Here is a 23,414-nt window from a genome sequence, read left to right as displayed (position 1 = left end):
GGCTCAGATGAATACGTTTCTCTTTGGCATCTACCCCTACATCGCACTTTCCGTGCTCTTCCTGGGATCGATCGCGCGTTACGATCGTGATCCCTTCACTTGGAAAACCTCGTCGAGCCAGTTGCTGCGACAGCGTCATTTCGCGATCGCATCGATCCTGTTCCATGTCGGGGTTCTTGTGATCTTCGTGGGCCATGTCGTCGGCCTTCTGACGCCGATCTGGGTATTCGACATGCTCCATGTCAGCCACGGCGCCAAACAAATCCTCGCAATCGTGGCAGGCGGGATCGCGGGCGTGATGGCGACGATCGGCGGCGGGATGCTGCTCTATCGCCGCTGGACCGACCAACGTATCCGGTTGACGTCGAGCTTTGCCGATATCGCGATCCTCGTGCTCCTGCTGGCTCAGCTTCTGCTCGGTCTCGGGACGGTTCCGGTGAGCTGGCAACACTCCGACGGTCACGAGATGGTCAAGTTCATGACATGGGCGCAGATGATCTGGACGTTCCAGCCGGGTGCTGCGGACTATGTCGCGGGCGCGGCGCTTGTGTTCAAGCTGCACATCGCGCTCGGACTGACCATTTTCCTGTTGGTCCCCTTCACCCGCCTCGTTCACATAGCTTCGGGGATCTTCGCGCCGCTACGTTATTTGCTGCTGCGCCCCGGTTATCAGATCGTGCGGTCTCGCCGGAGCTCCAAGTTGCCTGAGCGCAGTGCTGCCGACATCAATAAGAGGCGTATCGCTGCGGCGAAGCGACCTTCGGCTGCGGAGTGAGAGCAATGACCAAACCGCTCTTTCCCGATGTGGTCGTGAATGGCCAGACTATCCCTTCCGCGGCGATTGCTGCGGAAGCCCAGCATCATAACGGCCCGAGTGACAAACCCGGCATTGCCTGGCGCAAGGCGGCCAATGCGCTCGCGGTTCGCGCGCTTCTTCTGCAAGAAGCGGAGCAACGTGCGATTGACGTCGACCCTCAGGAGGTCGCTCCGGGACAGATCGAGACCGAGGACGAGGCTCTGATCCGTGCGCTTCTCGAGGATGCCGTCGAGGTGACGCCTCCCTCCGAGGAGGATTTACAAGTCGAATGGAGCCGTGATCCCACGCGGTTCCGCGCCCCGCCGCTTTGGGAAGCCGCGCATATACTGATCGCCTGCGATCCGCGCAACGAGGCGCAACGCGAGACAGCTGAGGCCCGCGCGCGCGCCTTGGCGACAGAGGCGATCGAAAAACCCAAAAGCTTTGCGCGTCTAGCCAAGGAGAATAGCGACTGCTCGTCGCGCGGCGAGGGCGGCTTCCTCGGCCAGCTCGGCCCGGGCGACACCGTTCCTGAGTTCGAGAAAGCGCTGCGTGCGCTTGGCGAAGGAGAGCTTACCGCGGAGCCCGTGCTCAGTCGCTTCGGCTGGCATGTGATCCGGCTTGATGCGGTCGCCGAAGGCGCTCCACTGCCATACGAGACCGTGCGTCCGCGTATTGCCGAAGCGATGGAGAAGGCAGCCTGGACACGCGCAGTGCGCGCCTTCGTGGCGGAGCTCGCCGCACGAGCAGATATCTCTGGGGTCGATCTGGCGGCATAGGGACGAAAGCGATGCTGAGCGATCTTTTCACCCGCAACCGCACTTGGTCGGAACGCCGCAAGGCGGAGGAGCCTGGCTATTTCTCACGTCTTGCGACGCGGCAAAACCCGGAGTTCTTCTGGGTTGGTTGCGCCGATAGCCGCGTGCCTGCGAATGTTGTTGCGGGGCTTGATCCCGGCGAGGTCTTCGTCCACCGGAACGTCGCCAACGTCGTGCATTCTTCAGACATGAACTTGCTGAGTGCGCTTGAATTTGCCGTCGAAAGCCTTGGTATTCGCGAGATTATCGTTTGTGGTCATTACGGCTGCGGCGGTGTCAAAGCTGCGACCGAGGAGATGCTCGGCGGTCTCACGGACCATTGGCTTGAACCAATTCGTCGTCTTGCGCGCGCCTATGCGATTGATCTGGGGCAGCTGGCCAATATCGAGGCCCGGCGCGACCGTTTGGCCGAGCTCAACGTGATCGAGGGTGTGCGACGCATAGCTGAGACACCAATTCTTCAGCAAGCTTGGACCGCAGGAGAGCCCGTCAAGGTTCACGGATTGATCTATGGGCTCAAGGACGGGGTTCTCGCTGACCTCGACTGCACCATCACGCGCGCGAGCGTTTTCGGTGAGGATGTGCAGCGCTGAATCTTGGCGAATGATTGATTGGAAAGGACATGAAATGTTTCCTATCGCAGCTATTCAAAGCCCTGGCCGGGGCGACGTGGACTTTCTGATGGCGCGCTTTGCCCGACAGGTGATTGCGCGAGGGCATCGCGTGTGCGGCGTTGTTCAGGTCAATATTGATCGGCCCAAAAGCCATGCCTGCGATATGGATATTAAGGTTTTGCCCGACGGGCCGGTGTTATCGATCTCGCAATCACTTGGCGAGGGATCTCGCGGCTGCCGCCTTGATCCTGCAGCGCTTGAGGCTTCTGTCGCAGCGGTTTCACATAGCCTTGCATGTGGAGCCGATCTGCTTGTCGTGAATAAGTTCGGTAAGATGGAGTCCGAGGGGCGCGGGTTTCGCCCGGTGATTGCTGAAGCTATACTGCAGGGAATTCCCGTCCTCGTTGGTATCAACGGCCTGAACGAACTTGCTTATGATGAGTTTACGGGCGGATATGGTTGTCGCCTTCCTTTCTCACTCGAGGCGCTCAACGACTGGTTCGACGATGCGCGCGGTCTTGTGGGCGCCTGACGGGCCACCGAGGGTGCTTTCGATTTCGCAAATTCCGAGAGCAATGGTCGCTGGCAATGCGGGATTGGTTTCAGTTCTAAGAGCCAGTTGACGTTTCGAAAGCCACCCATTAGTAAGTAATCAATAACTTACTAATGGGCATGTGATGCGAAAATCCGCAGATCTACGAAAAGCAGAAATCGTTTCGACCGTCCTCGAGATGGCCGACCAGATCGGCCCTGATCGCGTGACTACGAATGCGGTCGCGAAACAGATCGGGCTGACACAGGCGGCTCTGTTCCGGCACTTCCCGTCCAAGGCGGAGCTTTGGGGTGCGGTCGCCGAGCATGTCACCGACACCCTGGCGGCAGCCTGGGAGGCAGCGCTCGAGGGTGTGTCAGATCCGCTGGACCGGGTGCGCGCATTGGTGGCGGCACAGCTTGGGGTGATCGCGCGCACTCCGGCGATCCCAATGCTCCTGTTCTCGCGAGAATTGACGACCGAGAACGAAGTTCTGCGCGGGGCTTTTCGGGAGCGCCTAAGCGTATTCCATGAAACGCTTGAGGCGGACATCGCCGCCGCACAAGCACAGGGGCGGGTATCGGTCGATCTCACGCCGCGTGATGCTGCTTATCTGCTGAGCTCGCTTGTCCAGGGCGCCGCGATCCGATGGGCGCTCGGGCCGCGCACGTCGTCAATGGAAGAGACCGGGCTGGCGCTGCTGGATGTGCAACTGCGCTTGCTCGAATGCAGGAAGGATGGCTGAGAGATGCGTAAGAGCTGGTTTGTCGTCGGTGTAGCCGCAGTCGCGCTGGCGGTTGGGATTTGGGTGCTGCGCCACCGTCCGCTGCCGGTAACGGTGCTTTCGCCAGAGACGGATGTCACGCTCCGGATTTATGGTTTGGGAACAGTTGAGGCACGTGTGCTGAGCGCCGTTGGCTTCGAACTGGGGGGCGCCGTGCAGAGCCTGTCAGCAGATGCTGGTGATCGTGTTATGGCTGGGCAGGAATTGGCGCGTTTGCATCCCGAAGAACAACAGGCGCGCGTTGCCCAGGCTGATGCGGGGGTGGAAGCGGCACGTGCAGCGCTCGCCAAGGCGGAAGCTGCCCTGCCACGCGCTCAGGCGGTTTTGTCACAGCGCGAGGCGGCCAATACGCGCCAGCAGGAACTTGCACGAACGGATCGCGCCTCAAAGCAGAGCGCGGAGGAAACCCAGCGCGATCTCGATGTGGCGCGCGCCGATCTCGCGGTGGCCGAAACCGAGCTGATGGTGCTGCGGGCTCAGGCGGCGGAAGCGGATGCTAATCTGCAATCGGCCCGCACGCTTCTGGAAAAACACGTTCTGGCGGCGCCCTATGATGCCTTGATCATTGCGCGCAAGGCCGAGGCCGGCACGGTGGTCAAGGCGGGTGACACGATCTTCAGCCTGATTGATCCGCAGACGATCTGGATTCAGGCCTATATCGACGAGGGGCGCGCGGGTCAGCTTGCGCTGGGGCAGGTGGGCGCCATCCGTCTTCGTTCGCGCCCGCAACAAGAGTTTCATGGCGAAATCGTGCGGATCGGGCTGGAAAGCGACCGCGTCAACGAGGAGCGCAAGGTCTGGCTCGCCTGCGCGGATTGCCCCGCCGAAATGTATCTGGGCGAACAGGCTGAGACTCTGGTCACGACGGGTCATCGCGATCGGGCGTTGATGGTGCCCGAGGTCGATATCACGGGCTTCGACGGTGCTTCGGGAACGGTCTGGATAGCGCAGGATGGTGCGCTCGCGCAGGCGACCCTGGAATTCGGTGCGCGCGACGATCTCGGCCGCGCAGAGGTGACGGACGGTCTGCCGGAAGGCGCAGAGGTTGTTTCGCCGGTTCCCAAAGGCGCTGTCGAAGGCCGAAAGGTGAGAGTCGAGGTAGACGAATGAATCTTGCGCTCAAGGATATCCGGCATAGCCTGTTTCGCTTTGTCCTGACCTGCTTCGGGTTGGGGTTGCTGATGACTGTCGTGCTGGCGATGATCGGGATTTATAACGGTCTTGTTTCGGATGCACTTGCGGCAGTCAAAGCACCGCGCGCAGATCTCTGGGTCGTTGAGGCGAATACTCAGGGGCCCTTTGCCGAGGCGTCTTCGCTACCTTCCGCGACGCGCGATGCGGTGGCGCGTCTTCCGGGGATCTCTGACGCGGGCGCGATCACTTACCAGACGATCGAGGCACAGCACGGGACGCAGACGCTTCGGCTATATGTTATAGGTTACGAGCACGGTCGTCCCGGAGGTCCCTCCACCATCACTGATGGGCGTGGGCTTGGGCGCAGCCACTACGAACTGGTGGCCGACCGAAAGTCGGCGCTTCAGGTCGGCGACACGATCCGTATCGGACGAAACCGGTTTACCGTCGTCGGGCTGACAGAAAATGCGATGAACTCCGGCGGTGACCCCGCGGTCTTCATGACGCTTTCCGACGCGATGGCCCTTCAAAGCGAACTCGATCCCGCAGCCGAGAGGGTCCGCGCGGCGCGTGGCGCAACATCGCCAGACGCCAGCAATGTCGCCGCAGTAATTGCACGGATCGAGCCCGATGCCGATGTTGAGCGGGTGGCTGCGACGATCAGGCAATGGAAACATCTGGGCGCCCTGACCCAGGCACAGCAAGAAGAACTGTTGCTCGCATCGGTCGTCGATCGCGCACGCCGCCAGATCGGTCTATTCTTGGGCATCCTGCTCACCGTCTCGGCAGTGGTGATCGCGCTGATCATCTACACGATGACGATGGAGAAGCTGAAACAGATCGCGACGCTCAAGCTGATCGGGGCACCAGATCGCACGATCCTCGGTCTCATAGTTCAGCAGGCTCTGATCCTGGGAATTTCCGGCTGGGCGATCGGGCTGTCTTTGATTTTGCTGGTGAAAGACAGTTTTCCTCGCCGTGTTGTGCTGGAGCCCACCAACGCATTGGTGCTTGCCGGGATCATCGTTGGTGTCTGCATCGTGGCCTCCGGGCTCGGTATCCGTGCCGCGCTCAAGGTTGACCCTGCGACGGCGATTGGAGGCTGATATGGCAATTGGTGACCTTCTCGTCGATGTGTCAGGCGTAGCCAAGCATTATGGCGAGGGTGAAACACGCGTCGATGCATTGCGCGTGGTCGATTTGCAGATCCATGCGGGCGAGGTGGTGGCGATGCTCGGCCCTTCGGGTTCGGGAAAGACCACACTGCTCAACATTATCGGATGCATTGTTGACCCCTCGGCAGGCCGTCTCTTGCTCGATGGCGAGACGGTGTTTGACGGCCGATGGCTGCGTGGCAACCTGCGTCAACTTCGTCTCGACAAAATCGGCTTCATCTTTCAGGCGCATAACTTGCTTCCGTTCCTCACAGCCGAAGAGAATGTCTCGGTGGTGCTGAATCTCGCGGGCTGGAAGCCTGCGGCGGCGAAAGCACGGGCACGCGAATTGCTGGATTATCTCGAGGTCGGACATCGCGCCGAGGTCAAGCCCGCGCATCTGTCAGGTGGGGAAGCGCAGCGCGTTGCCATCGCGCGCGCATTAGCGAACCGACCACGGATCATTCTTGCCGACGAGCCAACGGCTGCTCTCGATTCCGTGCGGGCTCAGCTTGTGATGGATTTGCTGCGAAAGCTCGCCGTCGAGCAGGAAGCCTGTATTCTCACCGTGACGCACGACGAGAAAATCTTCGACCGCTTCGATCGGCTGATCCATCTCCGCGACGGGGCACTGATCGAAGCGTGAGGTGTTTCCGCGAAGAAGGCGTTGCTTCGCTTGTCTTCCGAATATTGGAGCCGCGCGGCAAAGGTTCATCTTCTTCACAAACAGGAGGTGCTATTCGCTTTCGTGAAAGACGCCTCGGGGGCAGTGTCATGAAGGTGCGCTTTCTCCCGAGAATTTAGCGTTGGTCGCGCGTTTCAGCTTGTTTGCAGACGCAGAGTGATTGCGTGGCACACCAGTCGGAGTGGGGAGCGTTTCTGATGCAGCCCGACAAAGGCCGCTCGTGGCGTGATCAAGGTCGTGAAATCTTCTTTAGCAGGGGCGTTCGAATTGGATGCCGTCTGACGTCTCCATCGAGTTCCGAACACGTGATTGAAGAACGCTTCATGTGCTCGATCCGCGAAGTTTATTCAGACGAGAATGGCTGCCGATCTAGGTCGAGAGCAAAGAAAATCGAAGCTCCAGATCAATCAGGCTAATCCTCACGCCGAAGCAGAAGAGCCGCGCCCGGGCCCATGTGGCGTAGGCAACGGCTACATCCTGTCCACGATTTCCTGTGGATTGAGGAACGAAACCTCTTCGGTATTTCACCCCAAAGCACCACAATAGGGAATGCGGGGCCAAAACCTCGGAAATTCAGGCCCCAAGAGGGAATATCGCTAGGAAAGAAGATGGCCACAAGCCCCCAGGCACACTCGAAAAGACTTGTCGCCACACTTGTGCGCGAATTGTCCGACGCTGGATTGGCCGGCGCGCGGATCGAGATTAAGCCAGATGGCTGTGTCATCCTCCACATGACGAAGATTGAACAAGAACACCCTGATGACTTCCTCAGCGGTGATCTGAGGATGGGGAAGAAATGACGAGGAGAGCGCTCCCTAAATATGTCTACGAAGATCGTGAGTATGTTCGGTTTATTCGCCGGGCTCGCGGCCAGTCAGAGATGATGCACGAGGAGCCGGGGTCGCCAGAATTTTGGGATCATTATAATCGGCTTCTTAAGGCAGAAAAGTCAGCTCCTTCCAAGAGGAACTTTGAGGCCCTTATTCTAAGCTATTATGAAAGCGAGGCTTTTCAGAAACTCGCTCCCCGCACGAAAAGCGACTACCACAAGTATATTAGCCATATTCGAGATATTTGGGGCGACTATGAGCCGGCTAAGATCGAAACAACGCACATCTACGAGTTACAGCAAGCGAACAGGCATCATTGGCGCCAAGCGAACTATCTCGTTCAGGTTATGGTGGTGCTCCTCAACCATGCAAGACTGAAAGGCTTTATTAAAGGAACCGGTGACAAAACCGCGGCGCATGGCGTTCCTCTCCTGAAGCAAAAAAGTGACGGCTGGGAGCCGTGGCCGCAGGATGTGCGCGAAGAGTTCGAAGAAGTTGCAACAGCTAGAGCAAGGCTTGTTTACGAACTTTGTATCGGGACCGGCCAGCGCATTGGCGATGTGGTGAAGATCCGTTGGGGCGACCTTTCGGAGGGCGTCTATCGGGTTAAGCAAGGCAAAACTGACAAGGAGTTGTGGATCCCGCTCACCGAACGCTTGGCGGAGTATCTATCTGCGGTTCCGAAGAAGGGACTTAACGTGATCACAGATGCAAAGGGGCGGCCAGTAAGCTACCGCATGATCGCCGAGGAGATGCGTAAGGTGAAGGCAAGCATGAAGCATCCGCAAGCTAAGAAATATGTCACGCACGGTCTGCGCAAGAATGCGACGATCGAGCTCTACTTAGCTGGATGCGACGACGAAATGGTGAAGGCCGTCACAGGTCACTCGGGCGTAGAAATGCTGAAAAAATATGGTGGTGAGGTCCGACAGCGACTTTTTGCACAGCAGGCCCAAGAAGCCCGGAATCGAATGGAACAGAACAAGAAGGGAACGTGAAAGTTTCAACGCTTGTTTCAAAATCCGATTTCTGAACGAGAAAGCGCGACGTAAGTCATTGAAAAATTTGGAGGCGAGTACCGGAATCGAACCGGTGTACACGGATTTGCAATCCGCTGCGTCACCACTCCGCCAACTCGCCGCCGTGGTGTTGGCGTCAGATACGGTATCGCAAGCGCCCGCGCAAGAGGCGAGTTGTGCCTTTGGCGCATTGTGCGCAGGCGACGTCGGCTCTGAGCGCAAGGGCAGGTCCGAAGGCCCTCTCGCATAACTTGCTCAGACCCTGCTTCTGTGGCAAAACCGGGCACAAGGGTTTGCTACCGAAGAGTTCTCGACATGCAAGATTTCGCTACGCGCCGCACCATGATGGTCGACACGCAGGTCCGTCCCAGCGATGTGACCAAATTCCCGATCATCGCGGCGATGCTGCATGTGCCGCGCGAGCAATTCGTGCCCGCGGCCAAGCGCGAAGCCGCCTATATCGGGGAAAACCTCGAACTGGCGCAGGGCCGCGTGCTGCTGGAACCGCGCAATTTCGCGAAGATGCTCGATGCGCTCGACATCCAGCCCGATGATCTGGTCCTCGATGTGGGCGCGGGGCTCGGCTACTCCTCCGCCGTGATCGCTCGGATGGCCGAGGCGGTCGTCGCGCTCGAAGACGAAGAGATGGCATCGCAGGCAGAGGCTGCGCTGGCAGAGGCGGGGGCCGACAATGTCGCCGTCGTCACCGGCGCGCTGACCGAGGGCGCAGCACAGCACGGCCCCTATGACGCGATCCTCATCGAAGGGGCGGTCGAAACCGTTCCCGCGGCGCTGATCGAGCAACTCAAAGAAGGGGGCCGGATCACCGCAATTTTCATGGAAGGCGCCCTCGGGGTCGCCCGGATCGGTTACAAGATCGACGGTGCGATGAGCTGGCGCGATCTTTTCAATGGCACCGCACCTGTCCTCCAGGGGTTCGTGAAGCCGCGTGAATTCGTGCTCTGAGGAGCACATCGAATAGGCTAGCTGTTTTGCAGGATATGCAATCGGGCGCTGAGCCGATAGAATTTGAAGTAATCGCGCCCGGCGGCAGAGGGACAACACCTGCATCTGCGGCGATACAGGAAACGAGGGACATTCGATGCTGCGCAAGACTCTGACTATGACCGCTTTGGTCGCGGCTACCGCATTTGGGCCGGTCGCGGCAGGGGCGGAGACGCTCGCCGATGCGCTGGTCTCTGCATATCGCAATTCGAACCTGCTGGAGCAGAACCGGGCCGCGCTGCGGGCCGCAGATGAAGACGTCGCTCAGGCGGTCGCGAATCTGCGCCCGGTCCTGCAATGGACCGCGAGCTACGATTACCTGAATTCCGACGCCACGGGGGCGATCTCGCAGAGCGCCTCGACCTCGCTCGGTGCGTCGATGACGCTGTTCGATTTCGGTCGCAACAAGATCAATGTCTCGATGAAGAAAGAGACCGTGCTGGCCACCCGTGAGGGTCTGCGCTCGGTCGAGCAAAACGTGCTGTTGTCGGCGATCCAAGCCTATTCGGACGTGAAATCGGCCTCCGAGCAGGTTGCGATCAACCAGAATTCGGCGCGCGTCCTCAACGAAGAGCTCAAGGCTTCGAACGACCGTTTCGAAGTGGGCGAAGTCACCAAGACCGACGTGTCGCTCGCTCAGGCGCAGCTCGCGTCCGCCCGCGCCTCGCTCGCTGCGGCACAGGGCAACCTGCGCTCCGCACGCGAGGCCTACAAGGCGGCCACTGGCCACTATCCGAGCAACCTCGCGGCTTTCCCGAAGCGTCCGTCTCTGCCGGGCTCGCTCGACGCTGCACGTGACATCGCGCTGCGCACCCATCCGAGCATCAAGCAGCTGCAGCACACCGTCGCGGTCTATGACCTCGGTGTGGATTACGCCCGCGCCAATCGCCTGCCGAAAATCACCGGTTCGCTTGGCCTGCGCCAGCAAGAGCAGGGCGTGCAGACGCAATCCGCCGGGATCGAGCTGAACCAGACGCTCTATTCGGGTGGCGCGCTTCTTTCGGCGCAGCGTCAGGCCGTGGCGAACGATCAATCGGCCCGCGCGCAGCTGAGCCAGGCCGGTGTGACGGTCTCGCAAAACGTGGCCAACGCCTGGGCGGCGATCGACATCGCGAAGGCGCAGATTTCGGCTTACGACCAGCAGATCACCGCAGCCCGGACCGCCTATCAGGGCGTCAAGGAAGAGGCGCTTCTGGGCGCGCGCACCACGCTCGACGTGCTCTCGGCTGAACAGGACCTGCTGGATGCGCAGGCGGGCCGGATCGACGCGGCGGCCACTCTGCAGGTAGCTTATTATCAACTTTTGTCCGCTATGGGTCTGTTGACGGTAGAAAACCTGAAGCTTGGAATTCCGACCTATGATCCCGCGGCCTATTACAACTCGGTCCGCACCGCGCCCCTCACGCTCAGCCCGCAGGGCAAGCGTCTGGATCGTGTGCTCAAGGCCATCGGCCAGTAACGACCGAACGGTGTTTCGGCGGGCTTTCGGGCCCGCCTGCCGCGCCGCTGTGGCGCAGGCATCGCAGCCTCCGGGTGTCCCTTGCAGTTTCGGATCCGTCACGGCTGGACAGGCGCGCGTGCGCGCGGCAGGATGGAGTGATCATGGCTGATACCCGACCCAGACCTGAAATCGAAGATGTGCTGGCATCGATCCGGCGACTGGTGTCGCAGGACAGCCCGCGTGTGGCCGAGAGCTATCCGACCTCGAGAGGGGAGGGCTCGACGCCCGATCCTCTGGTTTTGACGCCTGCGCATCTCGTGTCGGACACTCAGGCGGGGTCGAAAGGCGATATCCACGATCTCGAATGGTCCGCGCCGGGTGTTTCGCCGGAAGAGGAAGCCGCAGAGGCGCAGGATGACGCCGCCGACCTGTCGGAGGCGCCCGCCGGGTCGGCGGAGCCCGCACCGCTTTCCGAGGCGCGTCGCAAGCCGCAGAATTTCGAACCCGAATTCGATGATGCAGAGGCCGAGCCCTGGCCGTCGGAGGCGGAATTGCCGCAGGGCAGCTTTGACGATGAGCTCAAGCGGCTGGAGGGCTCGCTCGCCCAGCTTGAGGCGGAAGTGGCGCGCGATGGTGCCGATTACGAATCCGAGACGGGCGACGCGTTCGAACCGGCAGGCACCGCGCCGCTGACCGAATTGCCCGAAAGTTTTACGCCGGTTTGGGATCAGGGCTCCGATCCGGAGCAGACCTTCACCAGCGCAGAGTGGGAGGACGTGGCCGGCTTTGTCGCGCCCCAAGCGCCGGAAGCCGACGCGGCGGAAGACGACACGGATATCGCCAGCGAGACGCTTGAAAGCGCCGAGGATGATCCTCTTGCGGGGCTCGATTTCGATGACGCCTCTCCTGCAGAGGCCGAGCCGGAAGACATCAGCGCGGAGGAAGAGGCCTTTGGGACCGAGGCCGTGATCGGCTTCGACGTGCCGCCGGGGGCCGAGGCAGAGCCTGACCCGCTGCAGGACGCCACCGCAGCGCAGGATTGGGAAGATCTCACGCCGGAGATGGACGGCGCTGATAGTGCTCCCGAGTTCGTGCAGGCTAGCGAGCATGCGGCTGACACACCGCCGCGTCGCCTGCATCTCAGCGATGCCGGGGCGCGTGCCCCGGAGCCGGAGCCGCGGACGTCCAGCTATGCGGAGTTGCGTGCGTCGCTCGAGGAGGATTTCGAGGCGGATGAGATCGCCGCGCTCGAGGCCGAGCTTGCGTCCACCTCGGACCAGCCCGATGCTGCCTTGCATCCGCTGGCGCAATCGATGACCGAGACCCAGCTTCGGCACCTCGTGTCGTCGCTGCTGCGCGAAGAGCTTCAAGGCGCGCTCGGTGCGAAGATCACGCGCAACCTGCGCAAGATGGTGCGTCGCGAAGTGCAGCGCGCTCTGATGAGCCGCGATCTGGACTGAGTGGAGATGCTCGGGCAGGGACGCCCGAGAGCGACTTAGCCCTGCTCTGCGCGGCCAGCAAAGCGTGCATCGACCGGGAAGCTCATGCCACCGACAAGGCACGCAAGACGTCCCCTTAGATCATCGCGAAAACACACCCAAGAAATTCAAAACGGCGCGCCCTGTGGGGCGCGCCGTTTTGTGTATCCAACTGTCGCCGTGGCGCCTGACAGGATCAGGCGGCTTCGGCCTCGTGCTCGTCCGAAATCGCGGCGAGGCGGCGTTCGCTTTCTTCGCGCGACAGAGCGACCGACGTGCGGACACCTTTGCCGACGAATTCCATCAAACCCCGGACGACGCGCTCGTTCGGATCGATGCCGGCGCAGGACAGAACTTCACGACCATCGCGCGAGCGTGCCCAGCGGGCGATCTGCTCGGGACCGTTGCCGTATTTCTTGTCGTCTGCAATCGCATCATCCAGCGCCGCGAGAACCACAGCGGCGAACAGTTTGCGGGCTCGTTGGCCCTGCTCGTAATTGAAGGCCGAGCCGTCAACGAAATCGCGCATTCTTCCGTCCTTTGTTATTGCTCTTGCGTTTCCTGGCGTGAGGGCCATCTAGGCCGTTCGGCCCCCGATTCGATATGCCTTGGGTCACATGGCAGGTATGCGCCTGGCGCATATCACCTTTGCCGTTCACCAAAAGCTAGGCCCCTCACAAGGGATCGCAATGCACGCGAAGTAAGCGTGTGCCGCTGGAATTCAAGGCCGGCTATTTGCGAAGCGCGAACGCACAAAGGCCTAGATGGTCTCCTAAGTGATTGAAATTGCGCTCTATTGATGGTCTTCAGATTACGCGAATTCGTTCGTATTACGAAGGAATTCTTGCGGTCGTTTCCTCCGCGTCACGATGTTCCGTAAAACGCATGGATGGGGCTTGCGCTTTCCGAAACATTTGATCCTTGCTGGTCATAAATAAGTGACCACCGCGTCACCCGCCGACATCTCGCCCGATGCGCGTCCGAGGCGCAGATAGGCGATCGCGCGATCGCCCGAACGGGTGAAAAGACGCCCGACGCTGCGCCCGTCCGAGGTGATCTCGGTTCCCGGCTCGGCGGGGCCTTTGACATCGACCGTGACGAAGCCTTTGCGCAGCTCGGTCTTGTGCTTCATCCGTGCGGTGACTTCCTGGCCGACATAGCAGCCTTTGCGGAAATCCACGCCGGCCAACCGATCGAACCCGGCCTCGAGGATGAACGTGTCGGGGGTCAGCTCGACACCGGTCTCAGGGATGCAATGCGCAACGCGGATCGCGTCCCAATCGGTGCCGTCATCGCCCGCTTCGTCCCCGTAGAGCCGCCAGCCCATGTCGGGATGGCGCGGATCGGTCAGCGCGCCCTCGGGCGCGGGCCCGGTGCCGCGATAGACCTTCAGATCGGAGGGGGCGATCGCGACATCCGCGCGCAGCTTGTACATGCTCAGCCGCTTGATTGTCGCCTCGGCGATGCTGGCGTCGATATCGAGTACGATCACCTCGCCCCGCGCCAGCAGGAAGAAATCGGCAAGGTATTTGCCCTGCGGCGTCAGCAAGGCGGTATAGACCAGCCCGTCTTTCACGTGGCTCACATCGTTCGTCACCAGCCCTTGCAGGAAGTGCTCGCGATCCGCACCGGTGATCTCGTAGAGAATGCGCTCGGCCATAGAGGTCTCCTTTCCCCGCCCATGTAGGCAGCCGGGACGGGAATGCCAACTCAATCGAGAAGCTGCATCCGGCACAGCCCCGCATAGGGTCCGTCCTTGGCCAGCAACTCGTCATGCGTGCCCTGTTCCACGACCTGACCCTCGACCACCACGACGATCTTGTCGGCGTTGCGCACGGTCGACAGGCGGTGGGCGATGACCAGCGTCGTGCGACCCTCGCTCAGGTCGGACAGTGCCTGCGCGACCTTGGCCTCGGAGACGGTGTCGAGCGCGGAGGTCGCCTCGTCGAGCAGCAGGATCGGCGCATCGCGCAGCACGGCGCGCGCGATGGCGACCCGCTGTCGTTGCCCGCCGGACAGCGCCGAACCACGCGGGCCCGCGCCGGTATTGATGCCGTTTTGCAGAAGGTCGGTGAATTCCGTCACATGGGCGGCTTCGAGCGCGGTCTGGATATGGTCGGGGTCGACCTCCTGCTGCCCGAGCAGGACATTCTCGCGGATCGTCTCGTCGAACAGCGCGGAATCCTGCGACACGGTCGAGAAATGCTGGCGCAGTTCGGCAAGGCCGAGATCGTTCAGCGGCGTGCCGCCCAGCGTGATGCGCCCGCTATCGGGATCGACGAGCCGGGTCAGCAGGTTGAACACGGTGGTCTTGCCCGCACCCGACGGGCCGACAAGCGCGGTGGTCTGGCCGGGCTCCGCCACGAAACTGAGGCCGCGCAGAACGTGCTTGTCGCCGTAATGCAGATGCACGTCGTCGAATTCGATACGCGTGGTCTCGGGCAGGGCGGCAGGCTGCGCAGGCGAGGTGATCGCGGGTTGGGTGTCGAACAGGCGATAGATCCGCTCAAGGCTCGCGGCCGCCGTTTGCCACGCACCTGCCGAATTCGCGAGACGGCGCAGCGGCTGGAAGGCCAGCGCCATCGCGGTGAAGAAGGACATGAAATCGCCGACAGAGCGCTCGCCCTCCAGAATCTGCTGGCCGCCGAGGATCAGCACCACGAAGAAGCCGAGACCGGTGATGATGTCGATCATCGCGGGCACGAGGCCCGAGATGAAGGTGGTCTTGATCTGGGCGATGCGGACTTCGTTCACGAGTCGGGCGAAGCGCCCCGCCTGATATTCCTCGATCCCGTTGAGCTTCACGGCGGCGATGCCGTGGAAAACCTCGTCGAGCCGGGTCGCGCGTTCGGAAGAGCTTTCGCGCATCTGGCGTGTCTTGCGGCGGATATAGCGTTGCGCCATCGCGACCGGCAGGATCAGGAGCGGTGCGCCGATCACGGCCCCCAGCGTCCAGCCGGGATCGATGGCAACCGCGACGCCGAACAGCGAAATCAGAGAGACCGCGTCGCGCCCGGTGCTGGAGATGAAGATCTTCCACACGTTCTGCACGGCGGAGGTGTCGCCCTGTACGCGTTCGATCAGCGCGCCGGGCGGGTTGGCCTGATAGAAATGCTGGTCGAGCCGCAGCATGTGCCGGAACAGGTCGATCTGCATATCGCTAGAGGTGCGCAGCGAGACGCTCGTCATCACCGTGCGCGAGGCCACCGAGGTCACGGCGCGGATCAGGAACAGCCCGAAGATCGCGGCGCCGACCCACCAGATCAGATCGCTTTCGCCTTGCACGAAGACCTTGTCGAAGAGCGGCTTGAGCATCCAGCTCAGCGCGCCCAGCGTCGAGCCTTCGATCATAAGAAGGACCATCGACACACCGATCATCGGCCAGTGCTTGAGCAGATAATCGCGCCACATACGGCCCGCGAGGTGTTTCGACGTGTAAGGATTTGCAGTCTTGGCCACGAGGCACCATGCGATAGGCGCGCCATTCGGCACGCGGTTAAGCCCGTGAATTACCGCGAGACGGGGGGCACGTGCAAGCCGGGCGCGAGATTGACGCGGCGGGCGGGCGGGATTACCGATTGTCCGTTGTGCCAGACGGAGATACCCGATGAGCCTTGCCCAAGGTCGCCCCTACCTCGCCATTCCCGGCCCCTCGACGATGCCTGACCGTGTTCTGGCCGCGATGCATCGTCCCGCGCCCAATATCTATGAAGGCGAGATCGAGGAGATCGCGGCGCGGGTCGCGGCGAACCTGCGTCGGGTGGCGATGTCCTCGTCCCATGTCGCGATCTATATCGCCAACGGGCACGGCGCTTGGGAGGCGTCGATCTCCAACGTGTTCTCGCGCGGCGACAAGGCGCTGAGCCTCGTGACCGGGCGCTTCGGCAATATCTGGGCGCGCAACGCGGCCACGATGGGCGTGGACGTTCAGCGGCTGGAATTCGGCATCAAGGCCCCCGCCGATCCTGCAAAGGTCGAAGAGGCGCTGCGGGCCGACAAGACCCACGAAATCAAGGCCGTGCTGCTCACCCATGTCGATACCGCGACCTCGGTGGTCAACGACGTGCCGGCGATCCGCGCGGCGATCGACGCGGCGGGTCACCCGGCGCTCTTGATGGTCGATTGCATCGCCTCTCTGGGATGCGACGAGTTCCGGATGGACGATTGGGGCGTCGACGTGATGGTCGCCGCCAGCCAGAAGGGCCTGATGGTGCCGCCCGGTCTGGGCTTCGTCTGGTTCTCCGACAAGGCGCTGGCCGCCAGCCGCGAGGCCGATATGGTCACCCCCTATTGGGACTGGCAGCCGCGCGCCTTCCCCGAAATGGTCTATCAGTATTTCGGGGGCACCTCGCCGACCCATCACCTCTTTGGCCTCGATGAATCGCTTAAGATGATCCTCGAGGAAGAGGGGCTGACCCATATCTGGGCGCGTCACGCGACGCTCGCCTCCGCCGTCTGGGCGGCTTTCGAGACCTGGGGGCAGGAGGGCGACATCGCGCTCAACATCGCGAACCCGGCCCATCGCGCCCATTCGGTGACGGCGGCGCGGATCGGGGCGGGCAACGCCCAGCGGCTGCGCAGCTGGCTCGAACGCGAGGCGGGGGTGACGCTGGGCATCGGGCTCGGGATGGCCGAACCCGGTACTCCCGAGGCCAACGATTTCCTGCGTGTCGCCCATATGGGCCACGTGAACGCCCATATGACGCTGGGTGCGCTGGCGACGATGGAGGCCGGGATGCAGGCGCTGAAAATCCCGCACAACCCCGGCGGCATCGCCGCGGCGGCTGGCGCGATTGCGAAAGGCGCCGGTCAGGCCTGACCGTGACGCTCCAGCCAGTCTGTGAGCTGTTCGACCTCTTCCGAAGCTTCGCGCGAGATTTGCGGGGCTTCGGTGCGCGACGTCGAGAGCTTCATCTCGCGGCTGGATTGGGTCATGCCTGCATAAGCGCCGAAGGCCAAGGCAAAGGCCAGCGGGCTAAGCATTGCGATACGGGCGTTGCGAGTCTTGCGGCTCATGGGTCTGCTCCTGTTGTTGAGCAAAACATGGGCGCGCCCCCGAGTCGGCGCAACTCACCTTGCGGCGAGACGCGCCGACGCCGGTGCTTTTTTGCCGATTTGATCGGCGGAATTGTGTCCGAGAGGGCGCGCAGCTCAGCGCGCGCGGGCGGCTTTCAGCGCGTCGGGCAGAGCCGCGGCGAAGGCGTCGAGCTCGGCCTCCGGCCCGACTGAAACCCGGATGCAGCGATTTTGCGGGGCGACGAAAGGCATCCGCACGAACACCGCGCGCGCATCCAGTTCCTGCAGTACAGCCCGCGCGAACTCACCGTCCTGCCCGCAGTCGACGGCGACGAAATTCGTGGCCGAGGGCAGAGTGCTCAGCCCGTTCGCCCGCGCGATGGTGTCGATCCTGTCGCGCGCGCCTGCCACCAGAAGGCGCATATAGGCGGCCCACGTTTTGTCCTGCAGCGCGGCCAGCGCGCCTGCCTGAGAGATGCGGCACATGCCGAAATGATTGCGGATCTTGTCGAAGGCCGCGATCAGCTCGGGCGCGGCCAAGGCATAGCCCACACGCGCGCCCGCCATCCCATGCGCCTTCGAGAAGGTGCGCATCCGGATCACGCGGGGATCGTCGGCTTTGATGCGCGCCTCGGTCCCGTCTTCGGCGAATTCCACATAGGCCTCGTCCAGCACCATCAGCGTGCCCTCGGGCACCGCCTCGATCATCGCCTCGATCATCTCGCGCGGGTGATGGGTGCCCATCGGATTGTCGGGATTGGCGATATAGACGAGCTTCGCGCCCACCTCCGCCGCCTTCGCGATCAGCGCCTGCGGGTCTTCGTGGTCATCGGCATAGGGCACCTTGTGCAGCACCCCGCCAAAGCCCGCGACGTGGTAGTTGAAGGTCGGGTAGGCGCCTTCCGAGGTGACGACCGGGTCGCCGGGTTCGATCACCAGACGGCATAGATAACCCAGAAGCCCGTCGATCCCTTCGCCGACCAGCACATTCTCGACCGCGACACCGTGATGCTCGGCAATCGCCGTGCGCAGCTCGAAACTGGTCGAGTCGCCGTATTTCCAGATATCGCCTGCCGCCGCCGCCATCGCGGCAATCGCGCGCGGCGAGGGGCCGAAGCCGTTTTCATTCGCACCCAGTCGCGCGGTGAAGCGGCGGCCGGCAATGCGCTCGTGTTCCTCGGGCCCGACGAAGGGCACGGTGGCGGGAAGGCTGTCGATCAGGCGGGTATATCGGGGTCCGGTCATGGCTACAGGCGTAAGCGCAAAGCGCGGGTGCGGCAAGAGGGCGCGTCGGTTGGCGCGATCGCGGCGGAACCGGGGACTGGGCCAAACGCTTTTCCCCGCGTAATATCGTGAAATGACATAAGTTCGGGAAGCCAGCCGATGAGCGCCAGCGACACCTCTTTCTCCACCTCCCTGTTCGAGACCCTGACCGGAGATGCGCCGGGGAACGTAAAAGAGCTCAGCGACAGCGCGGCGAAGCACGAACCCGGCAGTTTCCTGCGTCATGTCGGCTCGCTGTCGATGACGAAGCTCGCCGACGGGCTGATCGATCCGAAACTGGTGCTGAGCTGGCTGATGCAGGCCGTCGGTGCGCCCGCCGCGCTTGTCAGCTGGCTGGTGCCGGTGCGCGAGGCGGGCTCTCTGCTGCCGCAGCTGTTCACCGCGCCGCATGTGCGCCAGATGCCGCAGCGCAAATGGGCCTGGGCGGCGGGGAGCTTGATCCAGGGGCTGGCTGCGGCGGCGATCGTGGTGATCGCGCTGACGATGCAGGGGATGGCCGCGGGACTTGCGATGCTAGTGGCGCTGGGCGTGCTGGCCATTGCGCGCTCGCTGTCCTCGGTGAGCTACAAGGATGTGCTGGGCAAGACGGTCGACCGGACGCGGCGCGGCACGACGACCGGGATCGCGACGAGCGTCTCTGCCGCCGGGGTGATCCTGTTCGCGATCATTCTGATGAGCGGCGTGGTGGAGCGGATGAGCCTCGTGATCGGGGCGATCTCGCTGGCGGCCGTGCTGTGGATCGCGTCGGCGGCGCTGTTCTCCACGCTGACGGAAGAAGACCAGCCGGGCGAGGATAAGGCCAGCATCGGCCTGTCCGAGCTGAGCCTGCTGTGGAAGGACGCCGATCTGGGCAAGTTCGTGATCGCGCGGGTGCTGCTGCTGCCGACCGCGCTGGCGCCGCCCTATATCGTGCTGCTCGCGGCGCAGGCGGGCGATAACCGGTTCGGCGCGCTGGGGGCGATGGTGCTGGCCTCGGCGCTGGCCTCGCTGGTGAGCTCCTATATCTGGGGGCGGCTGGCGGATCGGTCCTCACGCAAGGTGCTGATCTTCACCGGGCTGGTCGCGGCCGCGTTTCTGGCGCTGGCGGTGGTACTGGGCTGGTCGGGGCTGATGGGCACGATCTGGGCCTCTCCGGTGGCGCTGTTCGGGCTGATGATCGGCTATCAGGGGGTGCGGCTGGGCCGCTCGACCTATCTGGTGGACATGTCGCCCAGGGATGACCGCGCGGCCTATACGGCGGTGTCGAACACGACCGTGGGGGTGATGCTGCTGGCCTTCGGGGCGGCAAGTTCGGCGCTGGCGATGGCGGGGCCGGAAATGGTGCTGATCGTCTATGCGGGGATCTGCGTGGTCGCCTCGGGCGTGGCCTTCACGATGAAGGAAGTGTCGGAGTAAGGTCTCCGCTCAGCTCATGGCGCGGGGCGACCAGCCCCGGGCCGCGCCCGACCCTCCCCCCGGGAGGGCGCATTGGCGATGCCAGCGCGGGCACGGGTGACTTGCGGGCTTTCGAGATAAAGCGATGACCACATATGTCCTGAAGCGCCCACCCAAGGGTCGGGCGCGGCCCTAAACACTGTTTGGGCCGCGCCGGTTCTTCAGCCCATCTCGGCCAGACGCGCCACGGCCTGACGGACCTTCTCGGCCTCTTCCTCGGCGCGGGCGAGGTTCTCGCGGGTTTCCACGACCACCTCGGGATCGGCATTGGCGATGAATTTCGGATTGTTCAGACGGCCCTTCATGCCGCCGATTTCCTTCTCCATCTTGCCCAGAGCCTTTTCCAGACGCGCCTTCTCCTTGGCGATGTCGATCACGCCTTCCAGCGGTAGCCCGAACAGCGCGCCCTGCGCCGGGATCGAGATCGCGCCTTTCGGGATCGGTGCCTCGGTGATGCTCTCGATGCGCGCCAGCTTGAAGATCAGCGCCTCGTTATTGGCGAGGGCTGCGCGCGCGGAGTCATCGGCTTCGGCCAGAACCATCGGCAGTTTCAGACCCACCGGTACGCCCATCTGGGTGCGCGAGGAGCGGATCGCCTCGATCAGTTCGATCACCCAGTTCATCTCGCGGTCGGCGGCCTCGTCCACCAGATCGGCGGCTTTGTAATCCGGCCAGTCGGCATGGACGAGCATCTTCGCGCGATCGCCCTGCGGTGCGGTCAGCTCCCAGAGCTCTTCGGTGATGAAGGGCATGATCGGGTGCAGCAGCGTGTAGCACTGGTCGAGCACCCAGCGCATCGTGGCGCGGGTTTCCTCCGCATGCTCGCCATCGAACAGAGGCTTGGCGAATTCGACATACCAGTCGCAGACCTTGCCCCAGACGAAGCCGTAAAGCCCCAGTGCCGCGTCGTTGAAGCGATAGGCGGCGAAGGCCTCGTCCACCTGCTCGCGGATCTTCGCGGTCTCGCCGATGATCCAGCGGTTCACCGTGTGTGTGGGCTGCGGGATCTCGGTCACGACCGGCCCTTCGAACACGCCGTTCATCTCGGCGAAGCGCGTCGCGTTCCAGATCTTCGTGCCGAAGTTCCGGTAACCCTTGATGCGCTCCTCGGACAGCTTCAGCACGCCGCCCATCGCCGCCATCGCGGTATTGGTGAAGCGCAGCGCATCCGCGCCGTAAGCGTCGATGATCTCGAGCGGGTCGATCACGTTGCCCGTCGTCTTCGACATCTTCTTGCCCTTCTCGTCGCGGACGAGCTGGTGCAGGTAGACGGTGTGGAAGGGCACCTGATCCATGACGGCCAGCTGCATCATCATCATCCGCGCCACCCAGAAGAACAGGATGTCGAAGCCGGTCACGAGGACATCGGTCGGGAAATACTTGCGCATCTCCTCGGTATCCTCGGGCCAGCCGAGCGTGCCGATCGGCCAGAGGCCCGACGAGAACCAGGTGTCGAGCACATCCGCATCGCGCCAGACCGGGTAGACGAGCTGCGTCGGGTCCTCGGTCATCTCGTATTGCGCGAGGCTCGCGGCGAGCACTTCGATCGCCTTGTGGCGGTCTTCGACCTCGACGATGCGCGCCACGTTCAGCGGCGTCGGCAGTTCGGCGTTCTGCGCCTTGAACCAGCCGATGACGCTCTCGAAATCGGAGGCGCAGTGATAGCGGTCGTCGCGATGCACCATCTTGGTCTCGACGAGCAGGCGGCCCATCTCCACGAGGTCGATCGTGCCGTCGCCCTCGTCATCGCGGAAGTCGGGCGCTTCCATGTCCAGACCGTACCAGACGGGGATCTGGTGGCCCCACCAGAGCTGGCGCGAGATGCACCACGGCTCGATGTTTTCCAGCCAGTGGAAATAGGTCTTCTCGCCGGCTTCCGGCATGATGACGGTGTCGCCGTTGCGCACCGCATCCAGCGCCTTACCCACGATCTTCTCGGCATCGACGAACCACTGATCGGTCAGCATCGGCTCGATCACCACTTTCGAGCGATCGCCGAAGGGCTGCATGATCGGCTTGTCTTCGACATACGGAACGGTGGTCTCCGTCTCGTTGCCGTCTTCGTCGGTGACTGTCTTCGTAGTCGTCACCGCGAGGCCTTCTTCGGTGATCTGACGGATCACGGCTTCACGCGCCTCGAACCGGTCGAGCCCGCGCAGTTCCTCGGGCACGAGGTTGAGTGCGTCGATCTCGGCCTCGGTGAACTCGGCCCCTTTCGAGATGTCCATCGCACGGGCCGCGCATTCCTCGTAGGACAGCCCGTCGGCGCGCATCGCGCCCTTGGTGTCCATCAGGCGATACATCGGAATGCCGCCGCGCTTGGCGACCATGTAGTCGTTGAAATCATGCGCGCCGGTGATCTTCACCGCGCCCGAGCCGAAGTCCGGGTCCGGATATTGATCGGTGATGATCGGGATCAGGCGGCGATGCTCTTTCGGGCCCACCGGAATCTCGCAAAGCTTGCCGACGATCGGCGCGTAACGCTCATCCGAGGGATGAACCGCAACCGCACCGTCGCCCAGCATCGTTTCGGGACGGGTGGTCGCGATCGAGATGTAATCGCGCTCTTCGGTGAAGAGGACATTCCCGTCCTCGTCCTTCTCGACATAGGTGTAGGTTTCACCGCCTGCGAGCGGGTATTTGAAGTGCCACATGTGACCGGCGACTTCGATATTCTCCACTTCCAGATCGGAGATCGCGGTCTCGAAATGGGGATCCCAGTTCACCAGGCGCTTGCCGCGATAGATCAGGCCCTTCTCGTACATGTCGACGAAGACCTTGATCACGGCGTCATGGAAGTTGCCCTCGTTGCCTTCCGGCGCACCGGGCGCACCCGACATGGTGAAGGCGTTGCGCGACCAGTCGCAGGATGACCCCAGACGCTTGAGCTGGTTGATGATGGTCGAGCCGTATTCGCCCTTCCACTCCCAGACCTTCTCGAGGAATTTCTCGCGGCCCAGCTCCACACGCTTGGGCTGCTGGGTCTTTGCCAGTTCCTTCTCGACCATCAGCTGGGTCGCGATGCCCGCATGGTCCTGACCCGGCTGCCAGAGCGTGTCGAAACCGCGCATCCGGTGCCAGCGCACGAGGATATCCTGCACGGTGTTGTTGAAGGCGTGGCCCACATGCAGCGCGCCCGTCACGTTGGGCGGCGGGATCATCACGCAGAAGGTCTCGTCACGCGATGCGTTGGCCCCGGCCTTGAAGGCTCCGGCCTCTTCCCATTTCGCGTAGATCCGCGGCTCGGCGCTCGCGGCATCGAAAGTCTTGTCCATCGTCATGTCAGGCATCCTTGGCTCGGCTTGAGGGCTGTTTAGCCCGCGCAGGCGACAAGGAAAACCCCGTGCGCGCCGGTCCAAAAAGCGCGGCGGGCACGATCGGGTCAACAAA

The 23,414-nt window shown here is 62.6% G+C and carries 21 protein-coding genes and 1 tRNA gene; 15 read left to right on the top strand and 7 right to left on the bottom strand.

Features of this window, described 5'->3' with window-relative positions:
• Positions 1 to 7 precede the first annotated feature (7 nt).
• The 10 genes from narI (at position 8) to BMI85_RS08020 (ending at position 8,345) form a co-directional block, all read left to right on the top strand.
• Entirely contained in the window at positions 8 to 775 is a 768-nt protein-coding gene (gene narI, locus BMI85_RS08065) for a respiratory nitrate reductase subunit gamma (protein ID WP_078522424.1), read from the top strand.
• Between the two features lie 5 nt (positions 776 to 780).
• A complete protein-coding gene (locus BMI85_RS08060; protein WP_078600676.1) occupies positions 781 to 1,575 on the top strand; it encodes a peptidylprolyl isomerase in 795 nt (264 codons plus the stop codon).
• 11 nt (positions 1,576 to 1,586) lie between these two features.
• Positions 1,587 to 2,207: a carbonic anhydrase gene (locus BMI85_RS08055; RefSeq protein WP_078522426.1), complete on the top strand. Its 621-nt coding sequence runs from the start codon at positions 1,587 to 1,589 to the stop codon at positions 2,205 to 2,207.
• 10 nt (positions 2,208 to 2,217) lie between these two features.
• The gene (locus BMI85_RS08050; RefSeq protein WP_078549140.1) at positions 2,218 to 2,760 is read left to right on the top strand and encodes a DUF2478 domain-containing protein; all 543 of its coding nucleotides are present in this window, start codon (positions 2,218 to 2,220) and stop codon (positions 2,758 to 2,760) included.
• A gap of 199 nt (positions 2,761 to 2,959) precedes the next feature.
• Entirely contained in the window at positions 2,960 to 3,505 is a 546-nt protein-coding gene (locus BMI85_RS08045) for a TetR family transcriptional regulator (RefSeq protein ID WP_246832514.1), read from the top strand.
• A 3-nt stretch (positions 3,506 to 3,508) separates the two neighbouring features.
• Positions 3,509 to 4,654 (top strand): efflux RND transporter periplasmic adaptor subunit, encoded by a 1,146-nt coding sequence (locus BMI85_RS08040; RefSeq protein WP_078549136.1) that lies wholly within the window; start codon positions 3,509 to 3,511, stop codon positions 4,652 to 4,654.
• Positions 4,651 to 5,784, top strand: a complete 1,134-nt coding sequence (locus BMI85_RS08035) for an ABC transporter permease (RefSeq protein ID WP_078600674.1) — start codon at positions 4,651 to 4,653, stop codon at positions 5,782 to 5,784. Before BMI85_RS08040 ends, BMI85_RS08035 begins: the two co-directional genes overlap by 4 nt.
• 1 nt (position 5,785) lies before the next feature.
• Positions 5,786 to 6,478 (top strand): ABC transporter ATP-binding protein, encoded by a 693-nt coding sequence (locus tag BMI85_RS08030; RefSeq protein WP_078549132.1) that lies wholly within the window; start codon positions 5,786 to 5,788, stop codon positions 6,476 to 6,478.
• 647 nt (positions 6,479 to 7,125) lie between these two features.
• Positions 7,126 to 7,317 carry a hypothetical protein gene (locus BMI85_RS08025; RefSeq protein ID WP_078549130.1) on the top strand — a complete coding sequence of 64 codons (192 nt, stop codon included), beginning with the start codon at positions 7,126 to 7,128 and terminating at the stop codon, positions 7,315 to 7,317.
• Complete coding sequence (locus tag BMI85_RS08020) at positions 7,314 to 8,345, top strand: tyrosine-type recombinase/integrase (protein ID WP_078522433.1); 1,032 nt, start codon at positions 7,314 to 7,316, stop codon at positions 8,343 to 8,345. Before BMI85_RS08025 ends, BMI85_RS08020 begins: the two co-directional genes overlap by 4 nt.
• Before the next feature lie 68 nt (positions 8,346 to 8,413).
• Here BMI85_RS08020 and BMI85_RS08015 read toward each other — a convergent pair.
• Positions 8,414 to 8,487, bottom strand: a tRNA-Cys gene (locus BMI85_RS08015).
• 194 nt (positions 8,488 to 8,681) lie between these two features.
• Between BMI85_RS08015 and BMI85_RS08010 the strand changes: the two genes are divergently transcribed.
• The 3 genes from BMI85_RS08010 to BMI85_RS08000 all read left to right on the top strand — a co-directional run bounded on the left by BMI85_RS08010 (position 8,682) and on the right by BMI85_RS08000 (position 12,272).
• A complete protein-coding gene (locus BMI85_RS08010) occupies positions 8,682 to 9,332 on the top strand; it encodes a protein-L-isoaspartate O-methyltransferase (RefSeq protein WP_078549127.1) in 651 nt (216 codons plus the stop codon).
• A gap of 136 nt (positions 9,333 to 9,468) precedes the next feature.
• Positions 9,469 to 10,830 (top strand): TolC family outer membrane protein, encoded by a 1,362-nt coding sequence (locus tag BMI85_RS08005; RefSeq protein ID WP_078542289.1) that lies wholly within the window; start codon positions 9,469 to 9,471, stop codon positions 10,828 to 10,830.
• Positions 10,831 to 10,973: 143 nt separating this feature from the next.
• Positions 10,974 to 12,272, top strand: a complete 1,299-nt coding sequence (locus BMI85_RS08000) for a hypothetical protein (RefSeq protein ID WP_078600672.1) — start codon at positions 10,974 to 10,976, stop codon at positions 12,270 to 12,272.
• Between the two features lie 214 nt (positions 12,273 to 12,486).
• Here BMI85_RS08000 and BMI85_RS07995 read toward each other — a convergent pair whose 3' ends face one another.
• The 3 genes from BMI85_RS07995 to BMI85_RS07985 form a co-directional block, all read right to left on the bottom strand.
• Positions 12,487 to 12,819: a DUF6280 family protein gene (locus BMI85_RS07995; RefSeq protein WP_075773874.1), complete on the bottom strand. Its 333-nt coding sequence runs from the start codon at positions 12,817 to 12,819 to the stop codon at positions 12,487 to 12,489.
• Positions 12,820 to 13,218: 399 nt separating this feature from the next.
• Entirely contained in the window at positions 13,219 to 13,950 is a 732-nt protein-coding gene (locus tag BMI85_RS07990; protein WP_078600671.1) for a folate-binding protein YgfZ, read from the bottom strand.
• 50 nt (positions 13,951 to 14,000) lie between these two features.
• Positions 14,001 to 15,701 (bottom strand): ABC transporter ATP-binding protein, encoded by a 1,701-nt coding sequence (locus BMI85_RS07985; RefSeq protein WP_078600669.1) that lies wholly within the window; start codon positions 15,699 to 15,701, stop codon positions 14,001 to 14,003.
• Positions 15,702 to 15,897: 196 nt separating this feature from the next.
• On the opposite strand from BMI85_RS07985, the gene BMI85_RS07980 reads away from it, so the two are divergent.
• A complete protein-coding gene (locus tag BMI85_RS07980; RefSeq protein ID WP_078600667.1) occupies positions 15,898 to 17,109 on the top strand; it encodes an aminotransferase class V-fold PLP-dependent enzyme in 1,212 nt (403 codons plus the stop codon).
• Here the strand turns inward: BMI85_RS07980 and BMI85_RS07975 are convergent.
• Together BMI85_RS07975 and BMI85_RS07970 are read right to left on the bottom strand one after the other, a co-directional pair.
• Complete coding sequence (locus BMI85_RS07975) at positions 17,100 to 17,306, bottom strand: hypothetical protein (RefSeq protein ID WP_078522440.1); 207 nt, start codon at positions 17,304 to 17,306, stop codon at positions 17,100 to 17,102. The two genes, BMI85_RS07980 and BMI85_RS07975, sit on opposite strands and share 10 nt — an antisense overlap.
• Positions 17,307 to 17,441: 135 nt before the next feature.
• Positions 17,442 to 18,551 carry a pyridoxal phosphate-dependent aminotransferase gene (locus BMI85_RS07970; RefSeq protein WP_078600665.1) on the bottom strand — a complete coding sequence of 370 codons (1,110 nt, stop codon included), beginning with the start codon at positions 18,549 to 18,551 and terminating at the stop codon, positions 17,442 to 17,444.
• Positions 18,552 to 18,689: 138 nt separating this feature from the next.
• Between BMI85_RS07970 and BMI85_RS07965 the strand changes: the two genes are divergently transcribed.
• Positions 18,690 to 19,985, top strand: a complete 1,296-nt coding sequence (locus tag BMI85_RS07965) for an MFS transporter (protein WP_078600663.1) — start codon at positions 18,690 to 18,692, stop codon at positions 19,983 to 19,985.
• Between the two features lie 200 nt (positions 19,986 to 20,185).
• On the opposite strand, the gene BMI85_RS07960 is transcribed toward BMI85_RS07965, so the two are convergent.
• A complete protein-coding gene (locus tag BMI85_RS07960) occupies positions 20,186 to 23,305 on the bottom strand; it encodes a valine--tRNA ligase (protein ID WP_078600661.1) in 3,120 nt (1,039 codons plus the stop codon).
• Between the last annotated feature and the right edge of the window lie 109 nt (positions 23,306 to 23,414).

The organism is Thioclava sp. DLFJ4-1, assembly GCF_002020145.1.
Lineage (GTDB): Bacteria > Pseudomonadota > Alphaproteobacteria > Rhodobacterales > Rhodobacteraceae > Thioclava > Thioclava sediminum.
The sequence above is the reverse complement of the archived record's forward strand: the minus strand, read 5'-3'. Positions and strand labels throughout refer to the sequence as shown.

Bases quoted from the DNA above. Each gene is read 5' to 3' on its own strand.
- BMI85_RS07995 (WP_075773874.1), bottom strand. From the start codon at position 12,819: ATGCGCGATTTCGTTGACGGCTCGGCCTTCAATTACGAGCAGGGCCAA.
- BMI85_RS07960 (WP_078600661.1), bottom strand. From the start codon at position 23,305: ATGACGATGGACAAGACTTTCGATGCCGCGAGCGCCGAGCCGCGGATC.
- BMI85_RS07990 (WP_078600671.1), bottom strand. From the start codon at position 13,950: ATGGCCGAGCGCATTCTCTACGAGATCACCGGTGCGGATCGCGAGCAC.
- BMI85_RS08005 (WP_078542289.1), top strand. From the start codon at position 9,469: ATGCTGCGCAAGACTCTGACTATGACCGCTTTGGTCGCGGCTACCGCA.
- BMI85_RS08045 (WP_246832514.1), top strand. From the start codon at position 2,960: ATGGCCGACCAGATCGGCCCTGATCGCGTGACTACGAATGCGGTCGCG.
- BMI85_RS07980 (WP_078600667.1), top strand. From the start codon at position 15,898: ATGAGCCTTGCCCAAGGTCGCCCCTACCTCGCCATTCCCGGCCCCTCG.
- BMI85_RS07970 (WP_078600665.1), bottom strand. From the start codon at position 18,551: ATGACCGGACCCCGATATACCCGCCTGATCGACAGCCTTCCCGCCACC.
- BMI85_RS07975 (WP_078522440.1), bottom strand. From the start codon at position 17,306: ATGAGCCGCAAGACTCGCAACGCCCGTATCGCAATGCTTAGCCCGCTG.
- BMI85_RS08020 (WP_078522433.1), top strand. From the start codon at position 7,314: ATGACGAGGAGAGCGCTCCCTAAATATGTCTACGAAGATCGTGAGTAT.
- BMI85_RS08040 (WP_078549136.1), top strand. From the start codon at position 3,509: ATGCGTAAGAGCTGGTTTGTCGTCGGTGTAGCCGCAGTCGCGCTGGCG.
- BMI85_RS08060 (WP_078600676.1), top strand. From the start codon at position 781: ATGACCAAACCGCTCTTTCCCGATGTGGTCGTGAATGGCCAGACTATC.
- BMI85_RS08030 (WP_078549132.1), top strand. From the start codon at position 5,786: ATGGCAATTGGTGACCTTCTCGTCGATGTGTCAGGCGTAGCCAAGCAT.
- BMI85_RS07985 (WP_078600669.1), bottom strand. From the start codon at position 15,701: ATGTGGCGCGATTATCTGCTCAAGCACTGGCCGATGATCGGTGTGTCG.
- BMI85_RS07965 (WP_078600663.1), top strand. From the start codon at position 18,690: ATGAGCGCCAGCGACACCTCTTTCTCCACCTCCCTGTTCGAGACCCTG.
- BMI85_RS08055 (WP_078522426.1), top strand. From the start codon at position 1,587: ATGCTGAGCGATCTTTTCACCCGCAACCGCACTTGGTCGGAACGCCGC.
- narI (WP_078522424.1), top strand. From the start codon at position 8: ATGAATACGTTTCTCTTTGGCATCTACCCCTACATCGCACTTTCCGTG.
- BMI85_RS08035 (WP_078600674.1), top strand. From the start codon at position 4,651: ATGAATCTTGCGCTCAAGGATATCCGGCATAGCCTGTTTCGCTTTGTC.
- BMI85_RS08000 (WP_078600672.1), top strand. From the start codon at position 10,974: ATGGCTGATACCCGACCCAGACCTGAAATCGAAGATGTGCTGGCATCG.
- BMI85_RS08025 (WP_078549130.1), top strand. From the start codon at position 7,126: ATGGCCACAAGCCCCCAGGCACACTCGAAAAGACTTGTCGCCACACTT.
- BMI85_RS08010 (WP_078549127.1), top strand. From the start codon at position 8,682: ATGCAAGATTTCGCTACGCGCCGCACCATGATGGTCGACACGCAGGTC.
- BMI85_RS08050 (WP_078549140.1), top strand. From the start codon at position 2,218: ATGATTGATTGGAAAGGACATGAAATGTTTCCTATCGCAGCTATTCAA.